Here is a 21947-nt window from a genome sequence, read left to right on the forward strand (position 1 = left end):
GTGCGTGATCTAGCTCACACGGAACGGGAGAGAAGCTCAACGCCATGCTGCGCGCGTTCAGTTCGTATTTGAATTTCAAAGCCGACCGATGGCGACTGTCATGCCCGCGCATGCGGGTATTCAGTACGCCGAGGCCTGTCGTTTCAATCATCGGCGTCTCTGGAATACTGGATCGCCCGGCTTGATGTTTATTCCGGAGATCACTGACAGGTGTTCGGAGACATGAATGAACAGAAGGCGGGCGATGACAGCAAAGATCCTTCTCGCGGCGCTGATCGCCCGAGGTTTTGCAATTCGTTGGCCCTCCGAAAGAGAAGAGGGCGCGGGGAAGACCGGGTGCGCGCTGCACCCGCGGTCTCGCAGGCGTGTTGCAAAGAGATATGCTGCCCACGAGCATACAGGTTCAGCGGTGAGCACACCGGCCTCCCCCACGCAATGGCTTTACGGCTTATACGAGATCGTCCTGGTGACCGGCTTTCTTGCCACCATCGCCAGCGGTCTGCTTTCGCTTCCGCCAACTTGACGCCAGCACCGGGGCGTCGGACCCAAACGATTTCACCGTACGCAATGGCAGCGCTCGTCAGTCGCAGCCTCGCGTCCACCGCATCTCACCGCACGTTCGTGACGATCGCGATCGCCCCTCTTGTTGCCGCGAGACGGGCGGAGTTAAACTCCTGATTTGCCCGACGGCTCAACGGAAATATTTTTGTCCGAAGGGCTGGACAGGTTTTTGGTGATTTGCCCGTCGGGCTACTTTGTCGCACCCGTTATCGCCAATTCGTCATTGCGAACGAAGGCGACTCGCAATATCCGCCGCTGTCATTCCGGGGCGCGAAGCGAACCCGGAATCTCGAGATTCCGGGTTCGATGCTTCGCATCGCCCCGGAATGACGGGGCGGGCAAGGTGCCTACGCTCCAATCGCCACGGCATCAAACCGCCGTTTCGGGTGAACGAGCTGTTCGGCGCTCGCGACGATGCGCATTTCCTCGGTGCCTGCAGCCGCGGTGCGCTCCAGCACGGCAAAGATCGCGGAAGCGGCGTGGCCGAGCGCTTGCGGCGTGGTGTTGCCCCGAACGCGCGCGGCAGCGAACAGCGAGGCAAAGAGATCGCCGGTGCCGGACGGGCTGATCGCAAGCTTTGGCGTGCGCACGCGCCAGCTTTGCGCTTCCTCGACGGCGAGGGTCTCGATCTCTCCGTCCGGCGTGTCCGACAATTCGGCGCTGGTGATGACGACCGTCGACGGGCCGCGCGCCAGCAGTGTTTGCGCCTGCGCGATGACCTCTGCGGTTGTCGTGGCCGCGGCACCTGCGAGAACTTCGAACTCGAAATGATTGGGCGTGATGATATCGGCGAGCGGACAGAGCCGGTCGCGCACGACAGGCGGAATGTCTGTTTGCACGAACAGGCCGCGGTCGCGATCGCCGAGCACGGGATCGCAGCAATAGAGCAGCGCGGGGTTGCGCGCCTTGGCGCGCGCGACGAAGTCTGCGACTACGGCTGCGATGTCGGCCGAGCCGAGATAGCCCGACAGGATCATGCTGCACGCATCGACCGCGCCGCGCTCCTCGATGCCGAGCAGCAAATCTGAAACCAGTTGGGCGTCCAGCACCCGGCCGCGGAGGGTCGGGTAGCCCGGCCGGTTGCTCAACAGCGTGGTCGGCACCGCGGTTACATCGATGCCGTGCATCTGCATCGGAAACACGGCAGCGCTGTTGCCGACATGGCCGAAGGCGACCTGCGACTGAATCGAAATCACATTCATGGGGACAAGTTGGGAGACGACCAGGTTCCTGGAGAGGGCGCCCGAGAGGTTAACACATTGGTTATTTGTTTGCGGGCATTTTCACGACCTCATCAACCCGGAGGCATCATGTCAGACATCACCATTCCCGGCGGCAAAATTCGTTCCTTCGTCGAACGGGTCGAGAACATCGACGCCGAGTTGCAGGAGCTGAACGAGCAGAAGAAGGAAATCTTTGCGGAGGCCAAGGGCGAGGGGTTTGACGTGAAAATCCTCAAGGAGATCATCAAGCTGCGGAAGCAGGACAAGGACGAACGCGACGAGCGCGAAGGCCTGCTCGATCTCTACATGCGCGCGATGGATACGGCGCCGCCGGAAAAGGCCGCGAAGGCGGCCTGAGCCGATCAATCCGATGAAGTAGGGTGGGTTAGGCGTAAGCCGTAACCCACCATCTTCGCGCATTGGCGGATTACGCTATCGCTAATCCGCCCGACGAACTGCGCGCCTCCTCACCATGAGGAGTTGGTGGTTGCTACAAAGTGCATGTCGCCGACATCGCTTTCAGCACAAGCGAACGCATTCACGCGCGCACGACGCACCGATCGCGATCCGCCGCCCGCGGCGCCTGCAAAATTTTCACCGAACCTTCACAACCGGTCGTGCGACCAACCACCGGTTCCGCATTCGGTTACCTGTAAATCAACCTTATCATCACAATATTGTGCATCGCAACAACGAACTATTGCAATGCAACAAGCGACGTATAAGTCTGTATTTCAAGCCATTAAGGAGAACTGACGTGAAGAAGATTTCCCTGTCCGTCGCTGCCGCCGCTGTCCTCGCGATGACGGCTGTGACCGGCGCTGTCGCGGCCGAGTTGCCGTCTTACGAAAAGGCCGGCCTGCCGGTTTCCACCGTGCAGCTTCAGGTGATGGGCGCCGAAGGCGTCAGCGAAGCGCCGCCGGTTGCACTGTCGGCTTCGCCGGTTCAGCTCAGCGTGCTGACGCCGCGGCACAAGACCAAGACCGCGGCCATTCACTGACGGTAGTGCGTATTACGTAGCAACCATTAAGAGCTAGGCGGCTTTTTCGGTCCACGGCGTACCGCGCTGGACCACGGTGTTGGCGTAGATCAGGAGCTTTCGGGCGCAAGCGATGAGCGCTGCGGTGTGGGCCTTTCCAGCGGCCGTCAGGCGGGCATAGAGCGCGACGAGTGCCTTGTTCCAGCGGAAGGCCGCTGGGAGGGCAGCCGCGAACAGGGAGCGGCGTAGGCGACTTCGCCCGCCAGCTATGCGACGTAGGCCTTTATGTTTTCCGCTGTCGTCGTCGAAGGGAGCCAGGCCGGCCAAGGCTGCAGCTTCCTCGCGGCTGACTTGCCCAAGCTCGGGCATGCGGATCAGAAGCGCCAGCGCCGTGCGTTCTCCGATGCCGGGAATGCTCAGCACCAGATTGAGTCGCATGGCAAGATCGTCACTGGCGCGAAGTCGCTTGGCAATGTCGCGTATCTGCGCGGCCCGTCGTGCCTTCAGCCGGACGATGTCGCTGTTAACAATGCGCCGCAGGCCAGGTTCGTCGATATGTTCGAGCCGGGTCTTGTGACGCGCGATGTCTTCCTCGATCTGTTCGAGAAAGGTCAGATATCCAGCCAGTTGTGCCAGTCGAGGATCTGGCGCAGTCTTCGGCTGATCGAGTGTCGCTGTGCAAGCCGCGATCAAGAACGCATCGAGCGCATCGTTCTTGGCGCGACGCAGATGGACCCGGCCAAAAGCCTTGACCTGGGTCGGCTGCAGCACCAGCACGGTGAAGCCCGCCTTGCGCAAATACTCCACCACACCGCGTTCATAGCCGCCCGTCGCCTCGATCCCGACGCGCGTCACGCCGGCTTTGGACAGGTTGGCCGCCAAGGCGCGCCAGCCAGGTAAAGCATTGGCAACCCGCCAGCGCTCGGACCGATCATGAACAGCAACGTCCAGTTTGGCCTTGGATGTATCGATTCCAGCCGTCGTTATGATAGTCTGTGTCATCTTCGTCGACCCCGCCTTGTGAAGCGAACCAAGTTGTTCCGGCAACCATCCGGGTCCGATGAAGGTGCTGGCGCGATCACGCTACGGGGCAGCCACAAACTGCTCAGGATGGGTTCGATCCGATCGCCAGCGGCCTGCCGTGGATGGCCGTCCACGGCAGGCCATTCCTTTCGGAACAGGCCGACGATAACCGATTGCGCTATTACAAGGATGGGTGGAGCGAAGCGATACCCATCAATACTACCCGTGAAATGATGGGTATCGCTACGCTCCACCCATCCTACAAAGCCCGCGATCCGTCGCGGGCTTTTGTCGTGGCGGGCGCGTTTGTGCTAGCATCGTTCCCGCCGGCTCACGGAGATGAGCCGCACCGAGGGAGCGAGAGCCATGAACAAGCCCGAAAAAACCTCAACGCCTGTCAATCCGCCAAACCTTCGCTCGACCATCGTCGCCGCCTCAAGCATGCCCTGGCAGCCGACGCAGTTCGCCGGCATCGAGATGAAGATTCTCTACAGCGATGACGAGGGGCGCTCCACCATCCTGTTCAAGATGGCGCCCGGCGCCGTGGTGCCGCTGCACGAGCACACCGCGCTCGAACAGACCTTCATGCTCGAAGGCTCGCTGGAAGACGCCGAGGGAAGCTGCGGGCCGGGCGACTTCGTGTGGCGGCCGGGCGGCAATATCCACGTCGCGCATGCGCCCAATGGAGCGACGTTCCTGTCCGTGTTCAACCGTCCGAACAGATTCTTCGACGGCACCAAGTTTTTTACGGCGGCAGGCGAAAACTGACTGAACGCGCGAGATGCTAGAGTTCGTCATGCCCGGCCTTGTGCCGGGCATCCACGTCTTTTTTTACCCGCGAACAAGAAAGACGTGGATGGCCCGGACATCTAGCGCGAAGACGCGCTTCGCGCTTTTGCCCGGCCATGACGGAAAGGGCGCGCGCAAACGCGAAGCGAACGTGTTGTTAAGAATTGGCCCGCGCCGATTTTTGCGACTCCGATTCGTTCTTTGCGAACATAATTGAATCAGATCGAGAACAAGTTGCGACTTGCGCCAGTGCCTGTCATGCCCGGGCTTGACCCGGGCATCCACGCCTTCCTTCAGCAGTAGCAGGCAAGACGTCGATGGCCGGGACGTCTACGCGAAGACGCGCTCCGCGCTTTTGCCCGGCCATGACGAGCAGGGGTTGCGAGCTGCTAGTGCAAGCCGCCCGTCACGTGCAAGGTTTCACCGGTGATGTACGAAGCATCATCCGACGCAAAGAACGCCACCGCCGCCGCGATCTCCTCGACCTTGCCGATCCGGCCCTGCGGCGTGGCGGATTCGATCCACTTGCGCATGTCGCCTTCGTGCAACCCTGCGGAAACCACGCCTTCGGTGGCGATCATGCCGGGGTTGACGGTGTTGACGCGGATCTTCCGCGGTGCCAGTTCCTTGGACAGTACCGAGGAGATGGCGTCCACCGAAGCCTTGGTCGCGGTGTAGACGGCGGTGTTCGGCGGTGCCAACGTCGATACGCCGGAACTGATGTTGACGATGCTGCCGCCCGCCTCGTTGAAGTGTCTTGCGGCTTCCTGCGAGACCAGCAGCAGGCCGAGCACGTTGAGATCGAAATGCCTGTGGAAGTGCTCAGGCGTAATGCCGTCCAGCGGCGCGAACTCGTAGAGCCCGGCATTGTTGACGAGGATGTCGATCGGGCCCAATGCCTTCACGGTCTCGGCCACCGCCGATTTCACCTGGCCGGCGTCGGTGAGATTGCCGTGCACGGCAACGGCTTTGCCGCCCTTGGCGGTGATGGCCGCGACCACGCGCTCGGCCGCCTGCTTGCTGGCGCTGTAGTTGACCGCGACCGCCGCACCCTCGGCGGCGAGGCGAACCGCGATTTCGGCGCCGATACCCTTCGATGCGCCGGTTACCAGCGCCACTTTACCTTCAAGTCTCTTGGTCATCTTGCTCTCCTCATCCACGCGGGTGCGTGGTTTATTCAATAGTTCAGTAATAGTGAACTATTGAATGTGTTCAAGGGGTGCGCTATATATTTAGGCATGGTGCAATTCGTTCATCCGCAGCGCGAGGACATCACATTGGCCGGCGTGCTGGCAGCGCTCGCGGACCCGATGCGGCTGCGCATCGTCAAAAGCCTGATGGAAGAGAAGGATTGCATGTCCTGCACGGCCGCAGCGCCGTGCCCCGACATGGCCAAATCGACGCTGTCGAACCATTTTCGCATTCTGCGCGAAGCCGGACTGATCCAGACCTCGAAAAAAGGCGTCGAGCACCGCAATGTCGTCCGCGCGGCGGATATCAATGCGCGCTTTCCGAAATTGCTGAAGACGATTTTGGGATTTTCGGAGCAGGCATAGCCTGCATGAGCGCGTAGCCCGGATGAGCGAAGCGATATCCGGGATGGTGTGAGAGCGGCCCCGGATATCGTGGAGCCTGTCATCGGGCGCGCATTCGCGCGACCCGTTGGCTCATCCGGCTACAAAAGAAAAGCGTCATGGCCGGGCTTGTCCCGGCCATCCACGTCTTACTTGCGGCTGATAACAGAAAGGCGTGGATGCCCGGGACATCTAGCGCGAAGACGCGCTTCGCGCTTTTGCCCGGGCATGACGACGAGGCGCTATTCCTCGTCCGTATCCGCCGTCCGCCGCAGCATGAAGTGCCCGAACGCCGTGGCGATCGGTTTGGCGCGGTCGTCCTGCCACGCCTGGGCCTCGAAGGCGACGATGCGCATGCCCTGCTTGACGATCGAGACGCTGGCATAGCTATCGAGCGCCCGTCCGGAGCGGAGATAATTCACCGTGAGGCCGATCGGCTTCGGCGTTGCGGACGCGCCGAGTTCGCGCGTGACGCCGACGATCGCGGTGGTTTCGAGGAACGCGCCGGTCATGCCGCCATGGATGGCGGGCAGGATCGGATTGCCGATGATCTGTGGCGAGAACGGCATCACCAGCGTGCCGTCATCATGGTCGCGAATGCCGAGCCAGCGCGCGAACGGGCTGTTGCCGAACAGCCCGGTGGTATCGGCCGGCGCCTCCAGCTTCGGCGGCGTGCCGAATTCATGTTCGGTCGGTCGCGTCAGCATGTTGGTGCGGTTGGCGCCGACCATGAAGCAGGCGGTCGCGGTGGCGACCGGTTCGTCCTCGGTCTCCTGGTAGGCGGTGGCGCGCACGAACGCGATCGAGCGGGTGACGCGGTAGCAGACCGAATGCGCGCGGATGTCGAGCCCCGGCGTCGCCGGCTTCTGGTAGTCGATCCGCAGGTCCAGGGTCGCGATCGAGCGGGTGCCGTCGAGTGCGAGCTGCACCGCCATACCGCAGGTCTCGTCCAGCATCGCCGTGACCACGCCGCCATGGATCACGCCGGTCTCGGTGTCGCCGACGAACACCGGCCGGTACTTGAGGCTGGTCCAGACCTCGCCGGGCGCGGCGCGGTCGAGCGCCAGCCCGCTGATGTAGCCGTAAGACGAGCGGCGGCTGCCGACGGCATGGAGAAGTTGATCGAACGGGAGGGGCGTGGAGGGCGTGGAAGGGCTGGACATGCCGGGGTTCTAGCCCACGCAGGCCGGGCAGGCAAAGGTGGTGCGGCAGCCCACATTTCGCCACTGGCGGGCGCCAGATTGCGTTTCGCCTCTGCTGTCGCTCATGAAAGCGGCAGGTCCCTCATCCGCTCAGCCACCGGCCAAATCGATGTCGTCAATGAAAACGGGCTGCAGTCTTCTTGTTGTTGCCGTCACGGCCGCGTTGGGCGGTTCGCCAGCCGTCGCGCAGAATCTCGATCAGAGCAAGCCGGCGCCAAAAATATTCGCCGAGAGCTGCGCGACCTGCCATCGCAGCGCGCGCGGGCTCGCGAAGGGCCGGTTCCGCCTCACGCTCTATCTGTTCCTGCAGGATCACTACGCCAGCAATTCCAGCTCGGCCTGGGCGCTGACGAGCTATCTGGAATCCGTCGACGAGGCGAAGCGCGGCCCATCGCGCGCTGCGGCGAAGCCGAAAGCCGCCGCCGGGTCGTCACGGTCATCGCTGCGTCCGCCGGCGCCGGTGCCGACGCGGTAGGGCGTAGGCACGATTGCATGTCCTGCACGGCCGCAGCGCCGTGCCCCGACATGGTCAAATCAACCCTGTCGAACCATTTTCGCGTTCTGTGCGAAGCCGGATTGATCCAGACCTCGAAAAAAGGCGTCGAACACCGCAACATCGTCCGCGAAGCGGATATCAACGCGCGCTTTCCGAAGTTGCTGAAGACGATTCTGGGATTTTCGGAGCAGGGGTAGCACTCAGTAGCGTAGGATGGATTGAGCGAAGCGAGACGCCATCAGCGTATTGGTAGCTTTCGAGAGTGATAAGCTTCGCGAGGGTTCAACCCAAAAATACATGTTGGCGTTCGGTCAGCTAGGAGCGACAGTCGGGAGAACTCTTCTGATCGCATCCGAAAGTTCAGGTGCTATATTGTTTCGCAATGCTCGGACGACCCATTGCTCGAACAAATTCTTAGTCGTGCCCTTTGCTTTGCAGGCAATTCCCAAAACACCCTTGTTATCATACCATTTTAGAAGTTCCGGAGCGTTCTTCTCCGCGATAGATTCTTGAATACTCTCCGATGCCATCTTCGCAAGAGCCGAAATGTCAATTCCGCTAGTTTGCGCGACATAGTCTGCGGCAAGCATCGCTACGTCTTCGGCGTCACCAAAGTCGATTTTCTTGAGAGTACGATCAATCCGCCTTCGACAGTACCGCATCACTATAGGAGTCTGATTCTCAGGAATAGCGGCCTGTACGAAGAGCTCTTCTAGGACGGAAGAAACCTTGGCTTGAAGAGCTTCGAGCAAATAACCTTCGCTCTTAGCTATCGCTTCGACCACGCTCGGTAGAAGAAAGAGGTTCTCGATTTCTGACACGGGCAGAATAGCTATGCCCTTCTTCCTGAAGAATTCGATCTCCGTGGCGTCATAGGCGTCGGCATCTACTATACCTGCACAGGCTGCGCGCGTTAGATTTGAGTTCGCGCGCATGGTGATCACGGCATGAATAACTTCCTCGCAGGCGCCGCGAGGGATTATAGTCCAATTGGGATAACATGCGCGGTAAATGGCCTGATCGAGGCTGTCGCCTCGGCCTTCAACAAATAGTACTGGTTTGCGGCTACCGAGGATGAGTGTCGTAATTTCTTCGCTAAAGCCCGTATCGTCTGGAACAGCCTCGATAGTCCAGCCGTTAACCGGATCATAGTCACGTAGGACGTATTTTTGACCCTCGCGCGAGGCCACGAATTCTAGGTCGTGGGAGATAAAAACCATGGCGCAATCGGGGCGTGCCGCTTCAAGTTCATCCCAGAGTCGCGACATGATAGAGCGGTGTATGTGCAATTCTGGTTCATCGAAGATGATGAGGCTATCGCGTGCAGCTACGAGCGTTTGACCGATAAGATAGAAAATTGCCCGCTCTCCGTCGCTCATTTCGGCGGCGCTGTATTTTACACCGGAATCTGCGACAAAAGTTTGTATGTCGTCTCCTGTGATATCGAGCTTTCGATGAGGAAGGATGCGATCCCAAATTTCAATGAGCTTCTCAAATTTTGTGGCAGTTGCAGTCTTTCCAGCGCCCGCGCGTGCGTTCCTGTGTGTATCCAAAGCGGTGTTCGCTTGTTCGGCAAAAAGTGACTGCAGTATGTAGTCGTAGTCGTTCAATATGAGAGTCGCGGCCTTCCCCTTCCAACGCTGCCCTAGTCGATGAATGATGCTCGCTCCTTCGCCGTGATAACCCAATCTGAGCCCTAAAAGGGCGTCCTGCTCGGCTATCTTAGGAATTGTAGGATTGAGAACGAGAGCCCTATGTGCAGAAATGCGATGGGCAGTCTCTCCAAGTAACTCTTCAATTTTAGTGGCGAGTCTTGTCTTGCCACCTCCATTTGCCCCCACAAACAAGAGTGATGTTCCGGTCTCCACTTCGAAATTGAGCGGCCCGGTCGGGGTGGGTATTGAAAACTTGAAGGTCATGTGGACGCCCCAATCTGGGAAATGGGATTTTCGCAAATTCGACAGAAAGAAGCATTGCAGTTTCATCGATCGGAAAAAGGCCGCTCTCTCGAGCGGCCTTTTTTGTAGATGCCCGGGTCAAGCCCGGGCATGACGTTCGTTCAGCGCAAGATCACGAACACCCCGTCGTCGAGCCACATGTATCGCACTTCATGCAGGTGCCGTTGCGCACCAGCGAGAAGTGGCCGCATTCGCCGCACATTTCGCCTTCGTAGCCTTTGGCTTTGGCTTCGGCGCGACGCTCGGCCTTGGAGGGCTGGGCGGCTTGCGCGGCGCCGGTCTTGCTCCACTGCAACGCTTCGAGCTTCTCCGTGGGAGAGAGATCGTGCTGGACTTCCTGCTTCAGCGCGACCGCGCCTTCCAGGGTGTCGGAGACGCGGGCAGAGGGGCCGTGGCCGGCGATCGCGGTGACATTGCCCGAGCCGCGGGCGTCGGTGTCGCTGGGGGCCTGGCGCATGACGACGAGGTTGTCGGTGCGCGAGCGGGTCAGGCCCTTCGACACATAACGGGTCGAGTGCGACGGATCCGGCTCCTTGCCTTCCTCGACGCCCTTGCCGAGCGCGTCGAAATTCGACTCGCTGGGATCGACATGGGCGAGATCGAAGCGCGACATGTAGCTGACCGCGAGTTCGCGGAACACATAGTCGAGAATCGAGGTCGCGTACTTGATGCTGTCGTTGCCCTGCACGGGGCCCGCCGGCTCGAAGCGGGTGAAGGTGAAGGCGTCGACATATTCCTCCAGCGGCACGCCGTATTGCAGGCCCAGCGACACCGCGATGGCGAAGTTGTTGATGAAGGAGCGGAGCGCCGCGCCTTCCTTGTGCATGTCGATGAAGATCTCGCCGATCCGGCCGTCGTCATATTCGCCGGTGCGGAGATAAACCTTGTGGCCGCCGACGACCGCCTTCTGGGTGTAGCCCTTGCGGCGATCCGGCATCTTCTCGCGTTCGCGCATCACGATGATGCGCTCGACCAGCTTCTCGACGATCTTTTCCGAGACCTGGGCGGTACGCGCCGCCATCGGCTTGTCGTAATAGGCGTCGGTCGTATCCTCCTCGTCGTCATCATCCGAGATGAGCTGCGAGTTCAGCGGCTGCGACAGTTTCGAGCCGTCGCGATAGAGCGCGTTGGCCTTCAGCGCCAGTTTCCAGGACAGCAGATACGCGGACTTGCAATCCTCGACGGTGGCGTCGTTCGGCATGTTGATGGTTTTCGAGATCGCGCCCGAGATGAACGGCTGCGACGCCGCCATCATCCGGATGTGGCTCTCGACCGACAGATAGCGCTTGCCGATCTTGCCGCAGGGGTTGGCGCAATCGAACACGGGATAGTGCTCGGCCTTCAGATGCGGCGCGCCTTCCACGGTCATCGCACCGCAGATGTGGACGTTGGCGGCCTCGATCTCGCGCTTGGTGAAGCCGACGGCGGCGAGCAGGTCGAAGCCGGGGGCGGCAATCGCTTCCGGCGCGAGCTTCAGCACGTCGCGCAGGAAATCTTCGCCAAAGGTCCACTTGTTGAAGGCGAACTTGATGTCGAACGCGGTCGGCAGCGCCTTTTCAACCTTGGCCAGCGCTTCGTCGGTGAAGCCTTTGGCCTTCAGGGTGGAGACGTTGATGCCGGGTGCGTTGGAGAGCGAGCCGTGGCCGACGGCGTAGGCTTCGATCTCGGCAATATCAGCCTCGGAATAGCCGAGCGTGCGCAGCGCGACCGGGACGGCCTGGTTGATGATCTTCCAGTAGCCGCCGCCGGCGAGCTTCTTGAATTTCACCAGCGCGAAATCAGGCTCGATGCCGGTGGTGTCGCAATCCATGACGAGACCGATGGTGCCGGTCGGCGCCACCACGGTGGTCTGGGCGTTGCGGTAGCCGTGCTTCTCGCCGAGCGCCAGCGCGTCGTCCCACGCCGCAATCGCATGGGTGACGATGTCGGTCTGCGGGCACGAGGCGTGGTCGAGCGGCACCGGGCTGACGGCCAGCGCCTCATAGCCGCGGGATTCGCCATGCGCGGCGCGGCGGTGGTTGCGGATCACGCGCAGCATGTGCTGGGCGTTCTTCTTGTAGCCGGGGAAGGTGCCGAGCTCGCCGGCCATTTCGGCCGATGTCTTGTAGGAGATGCCGGTCATAACGGCGGTCAGGGCGCCGCACAGCGCGCGGCCTTCCTTCGAGTCATACGACAGGCCCATGGTCATCAGCAGACCGCCGATGTTGGCAAAGCCGAGGCCGAGCGTGCGGAACTCGTAGGAGAGTTCGGCGATCGCGCGCGACGGGAACTGCGCCATCATCACGGAGATTTCCAGCACCACGGTCCAGAGCCGGCACAGATGCTCGTAGGATTCGACGTCGAACCGCTTGGTCGTGGTCGAATAGAACGTGATCAGGTTGGCGGAGGCGAGGTTGCACGCCGTGTCGTCCAGGAACATGTATTCCGAGCACGGGTTCGACGCGCGGATATCGCCGGACGCCTTGCAGGTGTGCCAGTCGTTCATGGTGGTGTTGAAGTGCAGGCCGGGATCGGCCGAGGCCCAGGCGGCGTGACCGATCTTCTCCCAGAGGTCTCTGGCTTTAAGAGTCTTCGTCACCTTCTTGTTGGTGCGGCCGATCAGGTTCCAGTCGCCGTCGGTTTCGACGGCGCGGAGGAAATCGTCCTTCAGCGACACCGAGTTGTTGGAGTTCTGGCCGGATACCGTGAGGTAGGCTTCCGAATCCCAGTCGGTGTCGTAGGTCGGGAAGTCGATGTCCTTGTAGCCCTGCTTGGCGAACTGGATCACCCGCTTGATGACGTTGTCGGACACGAGGCTGCGGCGCGCGAGCTTGATTTCGCGGCGGAGCGCCGGGTTCTTCTCGGGATCGAAGCAGTCGTCGCCCGAACCTTCGCAGTTGACGCAGGCCTTCAGCACGGCCTTGAGGTGCTTCTGGTTGATCTTGGAGCCGGTGACGAGAGCGGCGACCTTCTGCTCCTCCTTCACCTTCCAGTCGATATAGGTCTCGATATCCGGATGGTCGGCGTCGACCACGACCATCTTGGCCGCGCGACGGGTGGTGCCGCCGGACTTGATCGCGCCCGCGGCACGGTCGCCGATCTTGAGGAAGCTCATCAGGCCGGACGAGCGGCCGCCGCCGGACAGCTTTTCGCCTTCGCCGCGCAGGCGCGAGAAGTTGGAGCCGGTGCCGGAGCCGTACTTGAACAGGCGGGCCTCGCGGACCCAGAGGTCCATGATGCCGCCCTCGTTGACGAGGTCGTCACCGACGCCCTGGATGAAGCAGGCGTGCGGCTGCGGATGCTCGTAGGCCGACTTGGACTTGGTCAGTTTGCCGGTGAACGGATCGACGTAGTAGTGGCCCTGGCCGGGGCCATCGACGCCGTAGGCCCAATGCAGTCCGGTGTTGAACCACTGCGGGGAGTTCGGCGCGACCATCTGCTTGGCCAGCATGAAGCGCAGCTCGTCGAAGAACGCGCTCGCGTCTTCTTCCGAGGAGAAGTAATTGCCCTTCCAGCCCCAATAGGTCCAGCAGCCGGCGAGGCGGTCGAACACCTGCTTGGCCGAGAGCTCGCTGACGAAGCGCTCGTTCTCGGGGAGGGCGGCCAGCGCCTCGGTGTCGGGCACTGAGCGCCACAGCCACGACGGCACGGTCTCTTCCTCGACCTTCTTCAGGCGTGCGGCGACGCCGGCCTTGCGAAAGTACTTCTGGGCCAGGACGTCGGAGGCGACCTGCGACCAGAACTGGGGCACTTCGACGTTTTCCAGGCGGAACACGATCGAACCGTCGGGATTGCGGATCTCGGATGTCGTCAGCCTGAAATCAATCCCTGCATAGGGTGACTGGCCGGAAGTGGTGTTGCGCCGTTCGATTCGCATGGTCGTGCCCCGTCTCTTCTTTGACCGGACCGCTTTCCGCGGAACCGGATGTTATTCCTTGAGCGGACTCCCTGACCATGGCTGTCATCAACAACCCTGATCGCGCCATCCGCAGCTCAACCGGTGGATCCGGTCCAGTTTCTCAGCTCACGCAGGTGCCGTTGCGCACCTTCGTGAACCCGCTCCAATTCAACGCCCCAAACACTTCACGCTGGGCCTATTCCGGCCCGTTTCTCGCGCCCCGAAGAACCCCGAATGAAGGCAGACAAGCCCTCCACCCGCTGCCTCAACCGGCCGTCGGGAGTGATCGTTTCGGAACCCTTTTGGGATGACCGGCGGGGACCCAAAACACACTCGCGCCGAACGGACTGAAAACTAGGCCAACTCCGTCTCGCCCGTCAAGGACTAGTACGAGTTCCTGAATCAAATACTAAATATGGTGGACAGAGGGGGATAACAGGGGTCAATGCCGCGCCTGTGATGGGTCCAAGTATCAGTGAGTCCTCACAGATTCCCAAGCGCAAAAAATTGTTTGGCGGGCTCAAAATCTGACTGCTCCCGCTGTTCACAGGGCAAGTATTTATTCGAGCCAAAGGATTGCGCTGGCGAGACTCACGTAGGCCTACGGAAGGTTCCGCCCTGACATGCGTGGCGCCCGATAGTCGCGGGCCCAAATAGACGGCAGGGTGGCCCCCTGATTCTTGGCCCGGTACCCCTCATGACCAACCCGCCACCAAACGCGCCCGCGCGACTCGCACCCGCGGGCCTGATGTTCCTCGCCATTACCTCGGTCGGCTGGGGCTTCAATTGGCCGGTGACCAAATACCTCGTGAGCGAGCTGCCGGTGCTGACCATGCGAGGGGCCACCGGCGTGATCGGCGCGGCGCTGCTGGCGGCTTTCGCGCTGGCGATGGGGCAGAGTCTCCGGGTCGAGCGACATCTGTGGCCGCGGCTGATGCTGGCGGCAGTCCTCAACGTCACCGGCTGGATGGTCTTGATGGGGCTGGCGCTGTTATGGCTGCCGGCCAGCGAAGCCGCCCTGATCGCCTACACCATGCCGGTCTGGGCCTCGCTGCTGGCCTGGCCGGTGCTCGGCGAACGGCCGACCTTGCTGCGTAGCTTTGCGCTGGTGATGGCGTTTGCGGGGCTGGCGGTCATCATGGGCGGCAACGGCTTTTCGGCCAGCGCCGCCAAACTGCCGGGCATCCTGATGGCGCTGACCGGTGCGGTTGGTTTCGCGCTCGGTACGGTGCTCGCCAAGAAACTGCCGCTGCAACTGCCGCCGATCCCGGCGGCGGCCTGGCAGATCGGGCTCGGCTGCCTGCCGGTCGCGGTGGCCGGCCTTCTGATCGAGACCACGCATATCGAAAAAGTCAGCCAGCTCGGCTGGTGGCTGTTGTCCTATTCGATACTGATCCAGTTCTGCATCGCCTATGTCAGCTGGTTTGCGGCGCTGGCGCGCCTGCCGGCCTCGGTGGCCGCGATCGGCACCATGGCGGTACCCGTGATCGGCGTAGTGGCGTCGGCGATGGCGCTGCACGAACCACTGGGGCTGACGCAAATCGCGGCGCTGGTCTTTACGCTCGCCGGCGTGGTGCTGGCGACGCGCTCGTAACATTAAGAAAACGCATCAAACAAAAAAACTACGCTACGCGCCCTTTAGCGCGCGGCGGATCATGTTGGCCAGTTGCGACTTGCGATAGGGCTTGCTCAGCAGCAGCACGCCGGGGTCGAGCTTGCCCTGATGCACGATCGCGTTGTCGGTGTAACCCGACGTATAGAGCACCTTCATGCCGGGGCGGCGCAGCGCCACTTCATCGGCCAGTTGCCGGCCGGTCATGCCGCCCGGCAGGATGACGTCGGTGAACAGCAGGTCGAACGGTTCGCCTTGGTCGACGATGGCGAGCGCGGCCGCGCCGTCGGCGGCTGCGACCGTCTGGTAGCCGAGCGCCTGCAATTGCGTGGCGACGAAGTTGCGCACCAAAGCGTCGTCCTCGACGACGAAAATGGTCTCGTTGCCATGCAACGGCGGCGCCGCCGCGATGGCCGGCGCCTCGGTCTGGCCGCGGGCCGGCGGCAGATACAGCTTGATCGTGGTGCCGTGGCCGAGCTCGCTGTAGATCTTGATGTGGCCGCCCGACTGCTTGACGAAGCCGTAGACCATGGAGAGCCCGAGCCCGGTGCCCTTGCCGACCTCCTTGGTGGTGAAGAACGGCTCGAACACCTTGTCCTGCACCTTCCGGGACATGCCGGTGCCGGTATCGCTGACGGCGAGCATCACGTAGGCGCCGGGCCGCGCGTCCGGATTGTCCTGGACGTAGGCCTCGTCGAGCACGACGTTGCGGGTCTCCAGCAACAGCTTGCCGCCGTTCGGCATCGCATCGCGGGCGTTGATCGCCATGTTGAGCAGCGCGTTGGCGAGCTGCGAGGCGTCGATATGCGAGGTGGCTACTTCTTGATCGAGGATCGAGTCGATCTCGATCTGCTCGCCGAGCGTCGGGCGCAGCAGTTTGGCGATATCGAGCACGGTGCCGTTGACGTCGATATTGCGCGGATGCAGCGGCTGCCGGCGGGCGAAGGCGAGCAGGTGCTGGATCAGCTCGCTGCAGCGCTCCGCCGCCTGGTCGATCATCGCTGCGGTCTTCTGCAGCGTCGGCATGTCCTTAAGACTCGCAACCAGCGTTTCCGTGGTGCCGGTGATGACGGTCAGCATGTTGTTGAAGTCGTGGGCGACGCCGCCGGTCAGCTTGCCGATGGCGTCCAGCTTTTGCGACTGCTGCAGCTTGCGCTCGGTCTCGCGCCACTGCGAGACGTCGTGATAGACCAGCGCGGCGCCGCTGATCGACCCCGAGGCGTCGCGCAGCGGCCGGCCGCTGACCACCAGATCGAGCGGATCGCGGCCATCGGCGGGGCGGATGACGATTTCCTGCTCGTCGAACGGCTCGCCGCGCAGCACCTGCTCGGAAGGCATTTCATGGGCCGTCAGGCGCGTAACCCCGTCGGCGTGATAGGCGACGCTCAGCCGTCGCAATTCCCGGACGTTCATGCCCGGCTCGTATTGCAACAATTTCTTGGCCGCCTCGTTGGCGAGGATGATCTCGCCCCTGGCGTCGAGGACGATCACCGCTTCCGCCACGCTGTTGAACGTGTTTTGCAGCACCGCGGTCGAATGGCGCAGCTCCTCGTGGGCGGCGACCAGATGCTCGGTGCGTTCGGCCACCGCAGCCTCCAGCGATTCGTTGGCAGCCTGCGTCGCGCTCAGTGAATTCTGCAGCTCGCGGCTCGATCGGCCGGACGCCCGGATCAGTACGGTGGCGAGGATGAGAATGAGGACCGTGCCGGCAAGATCGATGGCCAGCAGGAAGCGCCGCGTGGTGCGGGAAGCGGTGTAGCGATCCGCGAGGCGCGTCCTTACCTGGGCCATGGCCTTGTCGAGGTTCACGCCGATCTTTTCCATCGTCGTGCGGCCTTCGGCTTGGGCCATCAGCGCCAATCCCCCCGCGGTATCGCCCGCCGTTTGAAGCCGGATCATCTCGCTGGAGATCTCGACACGGCGAACTGCGAGGGCTTTGGTCTCTTCGAGCAGTTGCTTCTCTGCCGGATTGTCCTTGATCTCCTCAATCAGCTGGTCGAAGGCCGCCGGAACTCCTTCGCTCGCATTGCGATGTTCTCCGAGGAAATACGGGTCTTTGCTGAGCGCAAAACCACGGGCGGCACTTTCGGCACGCCGAAGCAGCAACTCGATATCCGGGATCTTCTTCAACACCCCGAGCGCGCGACTGACGGTCGCCGCGTCGTACTGTGACTTAAGGTCGAGGCCGATTGAGGCAGCGCTGATAGCCAGGAGAATCGCGAGGCCGATTCCAAGAATGATACGCTGCGACGGCATTGACGGCTTTATTTCACTATTTCGAGAAACGCGCGGAAGCTGTCGGTTTGTTGAGACATTCGTTTATCGTGGTCAACAGCGCGTTCGGCGTGAACGGCTTGCGCAGGCAGCATGCCGCGCCGAGTTCGATGGTCATGCGCAGGAAATCCGGCGCGCGCTCGGTATTGGCGAAGGCGTAGCCCGACATCGCGACGATCGGCACTTCAGGCAAGCGCTCGTGAAACATCCGGATCGATTCGAAGCCGCGCATATGCGGCATGAAGACGTCGATCAGCATGACGTCGAAGCTGGATGAGTCGAGGGCGCGCATTCCCGCCTCACCACCGTCGGCGACGGTGACCTCGAAACCTTGGCGCGTCAGACAGAGCTCGATGGCGACACACACCATCGGGTCGTCATCCACCACGAGAACGCGCGGCACGATGATTCCTTCTCCAGCGGGCTGCGGTCCGGCGACTCGCATGGCCCATGCCGAGATTAAGTCGGAACCACGACAAAACGTCTGTATGATATGGTGCATATAGCATTGGCGTGGCGCAAATTCCTCTGCGCTGTGTCAGAACGAGAACAACGCCTTCCCGCCGAGATCCAGTTTCACCATGTCCGTCATTCGCCAAGCGGGTCGCGCCCGAACGTCGCCGCTCGGGCTCGCCTTTCTCGCCGTCGCATCGGTGGGGTGGGGGCTCAACTTCCCGATCATGAAACATCTCTTGACCGAGTGGCCGCCGCTGTCCTCGCGCGGCCTGTGCGGCATCGTCGGCGCCGCGGCACTCGCATTGATTGCGGTCGCACGGCAGCAACAACTGCGCGTGCCGCGGCGGATGTGGCTGCGCCTGTTGCTGGTCTCGACGCTGCAAATCGGCAGCTGGACCGCGTTCATGGGATTAGCACTGCTTTGGCTCAGCGCCAGCGAGGCCGCGGTGCTCGGAATTTCGATCCCGGTCTGGGTCGCGTTGCTGGCGTGGCCTGTTCTCGGCGAACGGCTGTCGCCGCTGCGTGCGATCTCGCTGACCGTCGCGCTCGCCGGCATCGTCGTGCTGATCGGCGGCAGCGGCCTCGAGGCCAACGTTGAAAAGCTGCCGGGCATCCTGTGTGCGCTGGCGGGCGCGGTGTGCGTCGCGCTCGGCACCGTGTTGACCAAGCATTTTCCGTTGGCGATGCCGCCATTGTCGCTGGCGGCGTGGCAGATCGGCCTTGGCTGCCTGCCGATCGCGATCATCGGCCTTGCTGTCGAGCATCCGCAGCTTGCTGATCTCTCGACCACCGGCTGGGCGTCGATGCTCTATATGACGGTCATCCAGTTCTGCCTGAGCTACGTCTGCTGGTTCGCGGCATTGGAGCGGCTGCCGGCGGCGACGGCGTCGATCGGCACGCTGCTGGTGCCGGTGGTCGGCGTGCTCGCGGCGGCGGCGATGCTGCACGAGCCGCTGGGCCTGCGCGAGGTCGGAGCGCTCGTGGTCACGCTCGGCGGCGTCGCCATGGCGCTGCGTTCGTAAGGTAATTGGCAATGAAGAGGGCGGCGCACCGGAATGGGCGCCCCTCGAACTCCCGAGCCACTGATGCCGTGACGGGCAGGGGTGCCGGTAGCCGTCGTCGCCGAGATAACCCCGACCGTCGCAATAGCCGAAACTCTGCGAAACGATTGCGCCGCCGATCACCGTACCGGCAGGCGGCGCAACGTCCGTGTGCTAGCATTCGTTCGATAAAAATTCATTTTTCAACATCGAAGGCCAGCAAAAAGTAATTTTATTATAAATTCCGCTTGAAATATTAAAATACTCAATGTATCTCTTGAAAAGGTCAATTAGAGGCTGTCCCTTGAAGCAGATAAAACCAGACGACTGGCAAGCCCTCACTGAACTCACCCAAGGACGATCTTTCGTGGTCGAACGGGTTCGCCTGATCGATTCCTGCATCGCGATCGAAGGCGCGTTCGAACTGCCGCAGCTTGCCCGGCTGTCGGCGGAAGATCAGGTCTTCGTGGCAGCCTTCCTGCGCAGCCATGGCTCGATCAAGGAAATGGAGCAGGTGTTCGGCGTCAGCTATCCGACCGTGAAGGCGCGCCTTAACCGCATCGCGGGTGGGCTCGAATTCGTCGATCTCGATCCTAAACCGCCGCGCGCCGAAGTGATCGAGCGTCTGAAGCGCGGCGAGATTACGGCCGACGAGGCGATCGAAGTCCTGGAGGGACGAAAATGATGCAGTTGCCCGAACCCAGCAGCGCCCGGCGTTCGAAGGCGTTTGCCGCGCCGAAACGCTTTCGCCTGTGGCTGCCGCTCACGCCGCTGCTGATATTGCTGTCGCCGCTCCTGCTGCTGGCGATCGTCATCGCGGCTTTCCTGCCGTACCCCCTTGGGGTGAACCCCACGCACATCGTGATCGAGGGCGTCCGCACCTTGCTGGCGCTCCACGGTACCCGCGTCGAAGTCCAAAGTCCGGACGCCTCCATCCTCATCAATATCTTCTAAGGAGAATGCCCCATGATCGAAGATCGTCGCTCCATTCTGCAGATGCTGTCCGAAAGCAAGATCACGCTCGACGAAGCCGATCGTCTGATCGCCGCCTTGGAGCGCGGACACGCCGATGCCCCGCAAAGCTCAAATCGGCCCCCCGCAGGCTATGACCGGGCGCCGTCGAAATATCTGCGCGTCATCGTCGACACCGACGAGGATGAGGGCGGCCCGACCAAGGTCAACGTCCGCGTCCCCATGCAATTGCTGCGCGCCGGCGTGAGGCTCGCCAGCATCATCCCGCCGCACGCCCGCGATAAGGTGAACGCTGCGATGGCCGAAAACGGCGTGCCGTTCGATATCAACGCGCTGAAGCCGGAAAACCTTGAGGAATTAGTCGAACAGCTCAATGACCTCACGGTCGATGTCGATCAGGAACGCACCAAGGTGCGGATTTTCTGCGAATAGGGTCGTTCGTGGCACAAAAGAAGGCGGCGCAAGGAATGCGCCGCCTTTCCAATTCAAGAAGCCATGCCGTTACGGGCAAGAGTTACGGGCAAGGATGCCGGTAGCCGTCATTGCCAAGATAGGTGCCTGAGTTCGGATCGTAGGAACGATAGCGCTGCATGCAATAGCCGACGGAATCGTCGTCAGCGGGCGCCGGAGCCACCGCCACCGCACCATCGTCATAAGATCCGTCATCATAATATCCGGACGCGTAGGCCGGGCCGCCATAGCCGCCATAATAGCCGCCCGAGGCAATGGCGCCGCCGATCACAGCACCTGCGACTGCGCCGGGAATGAAGCCGCCGCCACCGCCACCGCGATAGTAACCGCCTCCGCCGCCGCCGCGGTAATAACCGCCGCCACCACCGCCACTGAAGCGCGGGCCGGGCGCGCCGCCGCCGCCATTAAAGCGCGGAACACCGCCACCACCGGCTTGCGGAACGCCGCCGCCCTTGAAGCCGCCGCCACCGCCGCCGGGGGCTCTCGCGCCACCACCGCCGCCGCCCTTGTAGCCGGGGACAGCCTGGGCGAAGCTCGCGCTCGGCAACACCACGGGCAACACCAGCGCCAATATGGCGGCGGTACTCAAAACCTTAAGATTGATCATTCCTGGCTCCATCTGCGGGATATAGCCCAACCCTTTCAGGGGGTGGACGTTCCCGAGCCCGCGCACCGATCGTGCGCACCGCTCACCCTGTCAGATAGGAACTGTATGCGTGATGAACAGATTGCGCCGGTTCCGCGACAATGCGCCGCTGACGCGCGGGGCCTCCAAACAGCCATCAGGGACGCCGAAATCGCCGGTTCGAACAGGGCAGGGATACCGTCGCCCCGTCTGGACAATTCGGCCCGCCGATGGCATCAGAACGGCACGTACTCTCCAACCGGCCGAGTCCCTATGAAGCAGTTTCTGCTCAAGTTTTTCACATGGTGGAGCGGCCAGACCTTTGGCACGCAATTGTGGACGTGGCGGTTCGGCGAACTGGTCGGCCAGGACGCGCAGGGCAACACCTACTATCGCACCAAGGGCGGCAAGATCGACCCGACGCTTGGTTTCCAGCGGCGCTGGGTCGTCTACAACGGCTATGCCGAAGCGACCAAGATCCCGCCGGAGTGGCACGGCTGGATGCATCACACCGTCGACGTCGCGCCGACCGAAGAGAGCTACACGCCGCGCGAATGGGAAAAGCCGCATATCCCGAACCTGACCGGCACGCCGCAGGCCTATCGCCCGTCCGGCTCGACGCTCGCCAGCGGCCGCCGGCCCAAGGCCACCGGCGACTACCAGGCCTGGACGCCGGGTAACTAAAATCGTGTTCATGGCGTCACGGCGCGCAACGCTGTTGTGCCCGACGGAATACCGCATTGGGCTCTACGCGAAGAGGACCGCTTGATCTGGATGTCCCCGCATAGATGTTGAAGCGGGGGCACGACGTTGAG

21 protein-coding genes are annotated in these 21947 nt (G+C 62.0%); 12 read left to right on the forward strand and 9 right to left on the reverse strand.

Translation table 11 applies throughout. From position 1 onward, the window contains the following. Window positions 1-908 precede the first annotated feature (908 nt). A complete protein-coding gene (gene pdxY, locus BLS26_RS33695) occupies window positions 909-1763 on the reverse strand; it encodes a pyridoxal kinase PdxY (protein ID WP_092516817.1) in 855 nt (284 codons plus the stop codon). Between the two features lie 108 nt (window positions 1764-1871). Between pdxY and BLS26_RS33700 the strand changes: the two genes are divergently transcribed. Beyond that, window positions 1872-2141, forward strand: a complete 270-nt coding sequence (locus BLS26_RS33700; RefSeq protein ID WP_092516818.1) for a DUF2312 domain-containing protein — start codon at window positions 1872-1874, stop codon at window positions 2139-2141. Window positions 2142-2541: 400 nt separating this feature from the next. Further along, entirely contained in the window at window positions 2542-2784 is a 243-nt protein-coding gene (locus BLS26_RS33705; RefSeq protein WP_092516819.1) for a hypothetical protein, read from the forward strand. A 33-nt stretch (window positions 2785-2817) separates the two neighbouring features. Here the strand turns inward: BLS26_RS33705 and BLS26_RS33710 are convergent, their stop codons facing one another. Then, window positions 2818-3765, reverse strand: coding sequence for an IS110 family transposase (locus tag BLS26_RS33710; protein ID WP_092515913.1), 948 nt, complete (start codon window positions 3763-3765; stop codon window positions 2818-2820). A 387-nt stretch (window positions 3766-4152) separates the two neighbouring features. On the opposite strand from BLS26_RS33710, the gene BLS26_RS33715 reads away from it, so the two are divergent. Continuing rightward, window positions 4153-4554 carry a cupin domain-containing protein gene (locus BLS26_RS33715; RefSeq protein ID WP_157676658.1) on the forward strand — a complete coding sequence of 134 codons (402 nt, stop codon included), beginning with the start codon at window positions 4153-4155 and terminating at the stop codon, window positions 4552-4554. 410 nt (window positions 4555-4964) lie between these two features. Here BLS26_RS33715 and BLS26_RS33720 read toward each other — a convergent pair whose 3' ends face one another. Continuing rightward, window positions 4965-5717: an SDR family NAD(P)-dependent oxidoreductase gene (locus BLS26_RS33720; protein ID WP_092518934.1), complete on the reverse strand. Its 753-nt coding sequence runs from the start codon at window positions 5715-5717 to the stop codon at window positions 4965-4967. Window positions 5718-5813: 96 nt separating this feature from the next. Here BLS26_RS33720 and BLS26_RS33725 point away from each other — a divergent pair, with 96 nt between their 5' ends. Then, window positions 5814-6131 carry a helix-turn-helix transcriptional regulator gene (locus BLS26_RS33725; RefSeq protein ID WP_092516822.1) on the forward strand — a complete coding sequence of 106 codons (318 nt, stop codon included), beginning with the start codon at window positions 5814-5816 and terminating at the stop codon, window positions 6129-6131. A gap of 260 nt (window positions 6132-6391) precedes the next feature. On the opposite strand, the gene BLS26_RS33730 is transcribed toward BLS26_RS33725, so the two are convergent. Beyond that, window positions 6392-7312, reverse strand: a complete 921-nt coding sequence (locus BLS26_RS33730) for a PaaI family thioesterase (RefSeq protein WP_092516823.1) — start codon at window positions 7310-7312, stop codon at window positions 6392-6394. Window positions 7313-7469: 157 nt separating this feature from the next. Here BLS26_RS33730 and BLS26_RS33735 point away from each other — a divergent pair, with 157 nt between their 5' ends. Both BLS26_RS33735 and BLS26_RS33740 read left to right on the forward strand, forming a co-directional pair. Further along, on the forward strand, window positions 7470-7826 hold the full coding sequence (locus BLS26_RS33735) for a hypothetical protein (RefSeq protein WP_092516824.1): 357 nt from the start codon (window positions 7470-7472) through the stop codon (window positions 7824-7826). Further along, the gene (locus tag BLS26_RS33740; RefSeq protein WP_371361053.1) at window positions 7790-8044 is read left to right on the forward strand and encodes an ArsR family transcriptional regulator; all 255 of its coding nucleotides are present in this window, start codon (window positions 7790-7792) and stop codon (window positions 8042-8044) included. The genes BLS26_RS33735 and BLS26_RS33740 overlap by 37 nt, the downstream gene beginning before the upstream one ends. A 114-nt stretch (window positions 8045-8158) precedes the next feature. Here the strand turns inward: BLS26_RS33740 and BLS26_RS33745 are convergent, their stop codons facing one another. Continuing rightward, window positions 8159-9766 carry an AAA family ATPase gene (locus BLS26_RS33745; RefSeq protein ID WP_092516825.1) on the reverse strand — a complete coding sequence of 536 codons (1608 nt, stop codon included), beginning with the start codon at window positions 9764-9766 and terminating at the stop codon, window positions 8159-8161. Between the two features lie 151 nt (window positions 9767-9917). Further along, the gene (locus tag BLS26_RS33750) at window positions 9918-13661 is read right to left on the reverse strand and encodes a vitamin B12-dependent ribonucleotide reductase (protein WP_092516826.1); all 3744 of its coding nucleotides are present in this window, start codon (window positions 13659-13661) and stop codon (window positions 9918-9920) included. Window positions 13662-14379: 718 nt separating this feature from the next. Here BLS26_RS33750 and BLS26_RS33755 point away from each other — a divergent pair. Then, a complete protein-coding gene (locus tag BLS26_RS33755; RefSeq protein WP_092516827.1) occupies window positions 14380-15276 on the forward strand; it encodes a DMT family transporter in 897 nt (298 codons plus the stop codon). A gap of 33 nt (window positions 15277-15309) precedes the next feature. On the opposite strand, the gene BLS26_RS33760 is transcribed toward BLS26_RS33755, so the two are convergent. Continuing rightward, window positions 15310-17550, reverse strand: coding sequence for a CHASE3 domain-containing protein (locus BLS26_RS33760; RefSeq protein WP_092516828.1), 2241 nt, complete (start codon window positions 17548-17550; stop codon window positions 15310-15312). Between the two features lie 16 nt (window positions 17551-17566). Then, a complete protein-coding gene (locus tag BLS26_RS33765) occupies window positions 17567-17971 on the reverse strand; it encodes a response regulator (protein ID WP_092516829.1) in 405 nt (134 codons plus the stop codon). Window positions 17972-18149: 178 nt separating this feature from the next. Here BLS26_RS33765 and BLS26_RS33770 point away from each other — a divergent pair, with 178 nt between their 5' ends. The 4 genes from BLS26_RS33770 to BLS26_RS33785 all read left to right on the forward strand — a co-directional run bounded on the left by BLS26_RS33770 (window position 18150) and on the right by BLS26_RS33785 (window position 20468). After that, complete coding sequence (locus tag BLS26_RS33770; RefSeq protein ID WP_092516832.1) at window positions 18150-19046, forward strand: DMT family transporter; 897 nt, start codon at window positions 18150-18152, stop codon at window positions 19044-19046. A gap of 322 nt (window positions 19047-19368) precedes the next feature. Next, window positions 19369-19749: a DUF2089 domain-containing protein gene (locus BLS26_RS33775; RefSeq protein ID WP_197681297.1), complete on the forward strand. Its 381-nt coding sequence runs from the start codon at window positions 19369-19371 to the stop codon at window positions 19747-19749. Then, window positions 19746-20018, forward strand: coding sequence for a hypothetical protein (locus tag BLS26_RS33780; protein WP_157676659.1), 273 nt, complete (start codon window positions 19746-19748; stop codon window positions 20016-20018). Before BLS26_RS33775 ends, BLS26_RS33780 begins: the two co-directional genes overlap by 4 nt. A gap of 12 nt (window positions 20019-20030) precedes the next feature. Beyond that, on the forward strand, window positions 20031-20468 hold the full coding sequence (locus BLS26_RS33785) for a hypothetical protein (RefSeq protein WP_092516838.1): 438 nt from the start codon (window positions 20031-20033) through the stop codon (window positions 20466-20468). Window positions 20469-20550: 82 nt separating this feature from the next. On the opposite strand, the gene BLS26_RS33790 is transcribed toward BLS26_RS33785, so the two are convergent. Then, window positions 20551-21114: a BA14K family protein gene (locus tag BLS26_RS33790; protein ID WP_092518936.1), complete on the reverse strand. Its 564-nt coding sequence runs from the start codon at window positions 21112-21114 to the stop codon at window positions 20551-20553. Between the two features lie 291 nt (window positions 21115-21405). Between BLS26_RS33790 and BLS26_RS33795 the strand changes: the two genes are divergently transcribed. Next, a complete protein-coding gene (locus tag BLS26_RS33795; protein WP_092516840.1) occupies window positions 21406-21816 on the forward strand; it encodes an NADH:ubiquinone oxidoreductase subunit NDUFA12 in 411 nt (136 codons plus the stop codon). Window positions 21817-21947: the final 131 nt, after the last annotated feature.

This window comes from Afipia sp. GAS231, from assembly GCF_900103365.1.
Classification (GTDB): Bacteria; Pseudomonadota; Alphaproteobacteria; order Rhizobiales; family Xanthobacteraceae; genus Bradyrhizobium.

Excerpts from the sequence above, each read along its gene's own strand:
- BLS26_RS33795 (WP_092516840.1), top strand. The coding sequence starts at position 21,406 with ATGAAGCAGTTTCTGCTCAAGTTTTTCACATGGTGGAGCGGCCAGACC.
- BLS26_RS33750 (WP_092516826.1), bottom strand. The coding sequence starts at position 13,661 with ATGCGAATCGAACGGCGCAACACCACTTCCGGCCAGTCACCCTATGCA.
- pdxY (WP_092516817.1), bottom strand. The coding sequence starts at position 1,763 with ATGAATGTGATTTCGATTCAGTCGCAGGTCGCCTTCGGCCATGTCGGC.
- BLS26_RS33790 (WP_092518936.1), bottom strand. The coding sequence starts at position 21,114 with ATGATCAATCTTAAGGTTTTGAGTACCGCCGCCATATTGGCGCTGGTG.
- BLS26_RS33780 (WP_157676659.1), top strand. The coding sequence starts at position 19,746 with ATGATGCAGTTGCCCGAACCCAGCAGCGCCCGGCGTTCGAAGGCGTTT.
- BLS26_RS33720 (WP_092518934.1), bottom strand. The coding sequence starts at position 5,717 with ATGACCAAGAGACTTGAAGGTAAAGTGGCGCTGGTAACCGGCGCATCG.
- BLS26_RS33710 (WP_092515913.1), bottom strand. The coding sequence starts at position 3,765 with ATGACACAGACTATCATAACGACGGCTGGAATCGATACATCCAAGGCC.
- BLS26_RS33745 (WP_092516825.1), bottom strand. The coding sequence starts at position 9,766 with ATGACCTTCAAGTTTTCAATACCCACCCCGACCGGGCCGCTCAATTTC.
- BLS26_RS33735 (WP_092516824.1), top strand. The coding sequence starts at position 7,470 with ATGAAAACGGGCTGCAGTCTTCTTGTTGTTGCCGTCACGGCCGCGTTG.
- BLS26_RS33770 (WP_092516832.1), top strand. The coding sequence starts at position 18,150 with ATGTCCGTCATTCGCCAAGCGGGTCGCGCCCGAACGTCGCCGCTCGGG.
- BLS26_RS33725 (WP_092516822.1), top strand. The coding sequence starts at position 5,814 with ATGGTGCAATTCGTTCATCCGCAGCGCGAGGACATCACATTGGCCGGC.
- BLS26_RS33700 (WP_092516818.1), top strand. The coding sequence starts at position 1,872 with ATGTCAGACATCACCATTCCCGGCGGCAAAATTCGTTCCTTCGTCGAA.
- BLS26_RS33785 (WP_092516838.1), top strand. The coding sequence starts at position 20,031 with ATGATCGAAGATCGTCGCTCCATTCTGCAGATGCTGTCCGAAAGCAAG.
- BLS26_RS33760 (WP_092516828.1), bottom strand. The coding sequence starts at position 17,550 with ATGCCGTCGCAGCGTATCATTCTTGGAATCGGCCTCGCGATTCTCCTG.
- BLS26_RS33755 (WP_092516827.1), top strand. The coding sequence starts at position 14,380 with ATGACCAACCCGCCACCAAACGCGCCCGCGCGACTCGCACCCGCGGGC.
- BLS26_RS33715 (WP_157676658.1), top strand. The coding sequence starts at position 4,153 with ATGAACAAGCCCGAAAAAACCTCAACGCCTGTCAATCCGCCAAACCTT.
- BLS26_RS33730 (WP_092516823.1), bottom strand. The coding sequence starts at position 7,312 with ATGTCCAGCCCTTCCACGCCCTCCACGCCCCTCCCGTTCGATCAACTT.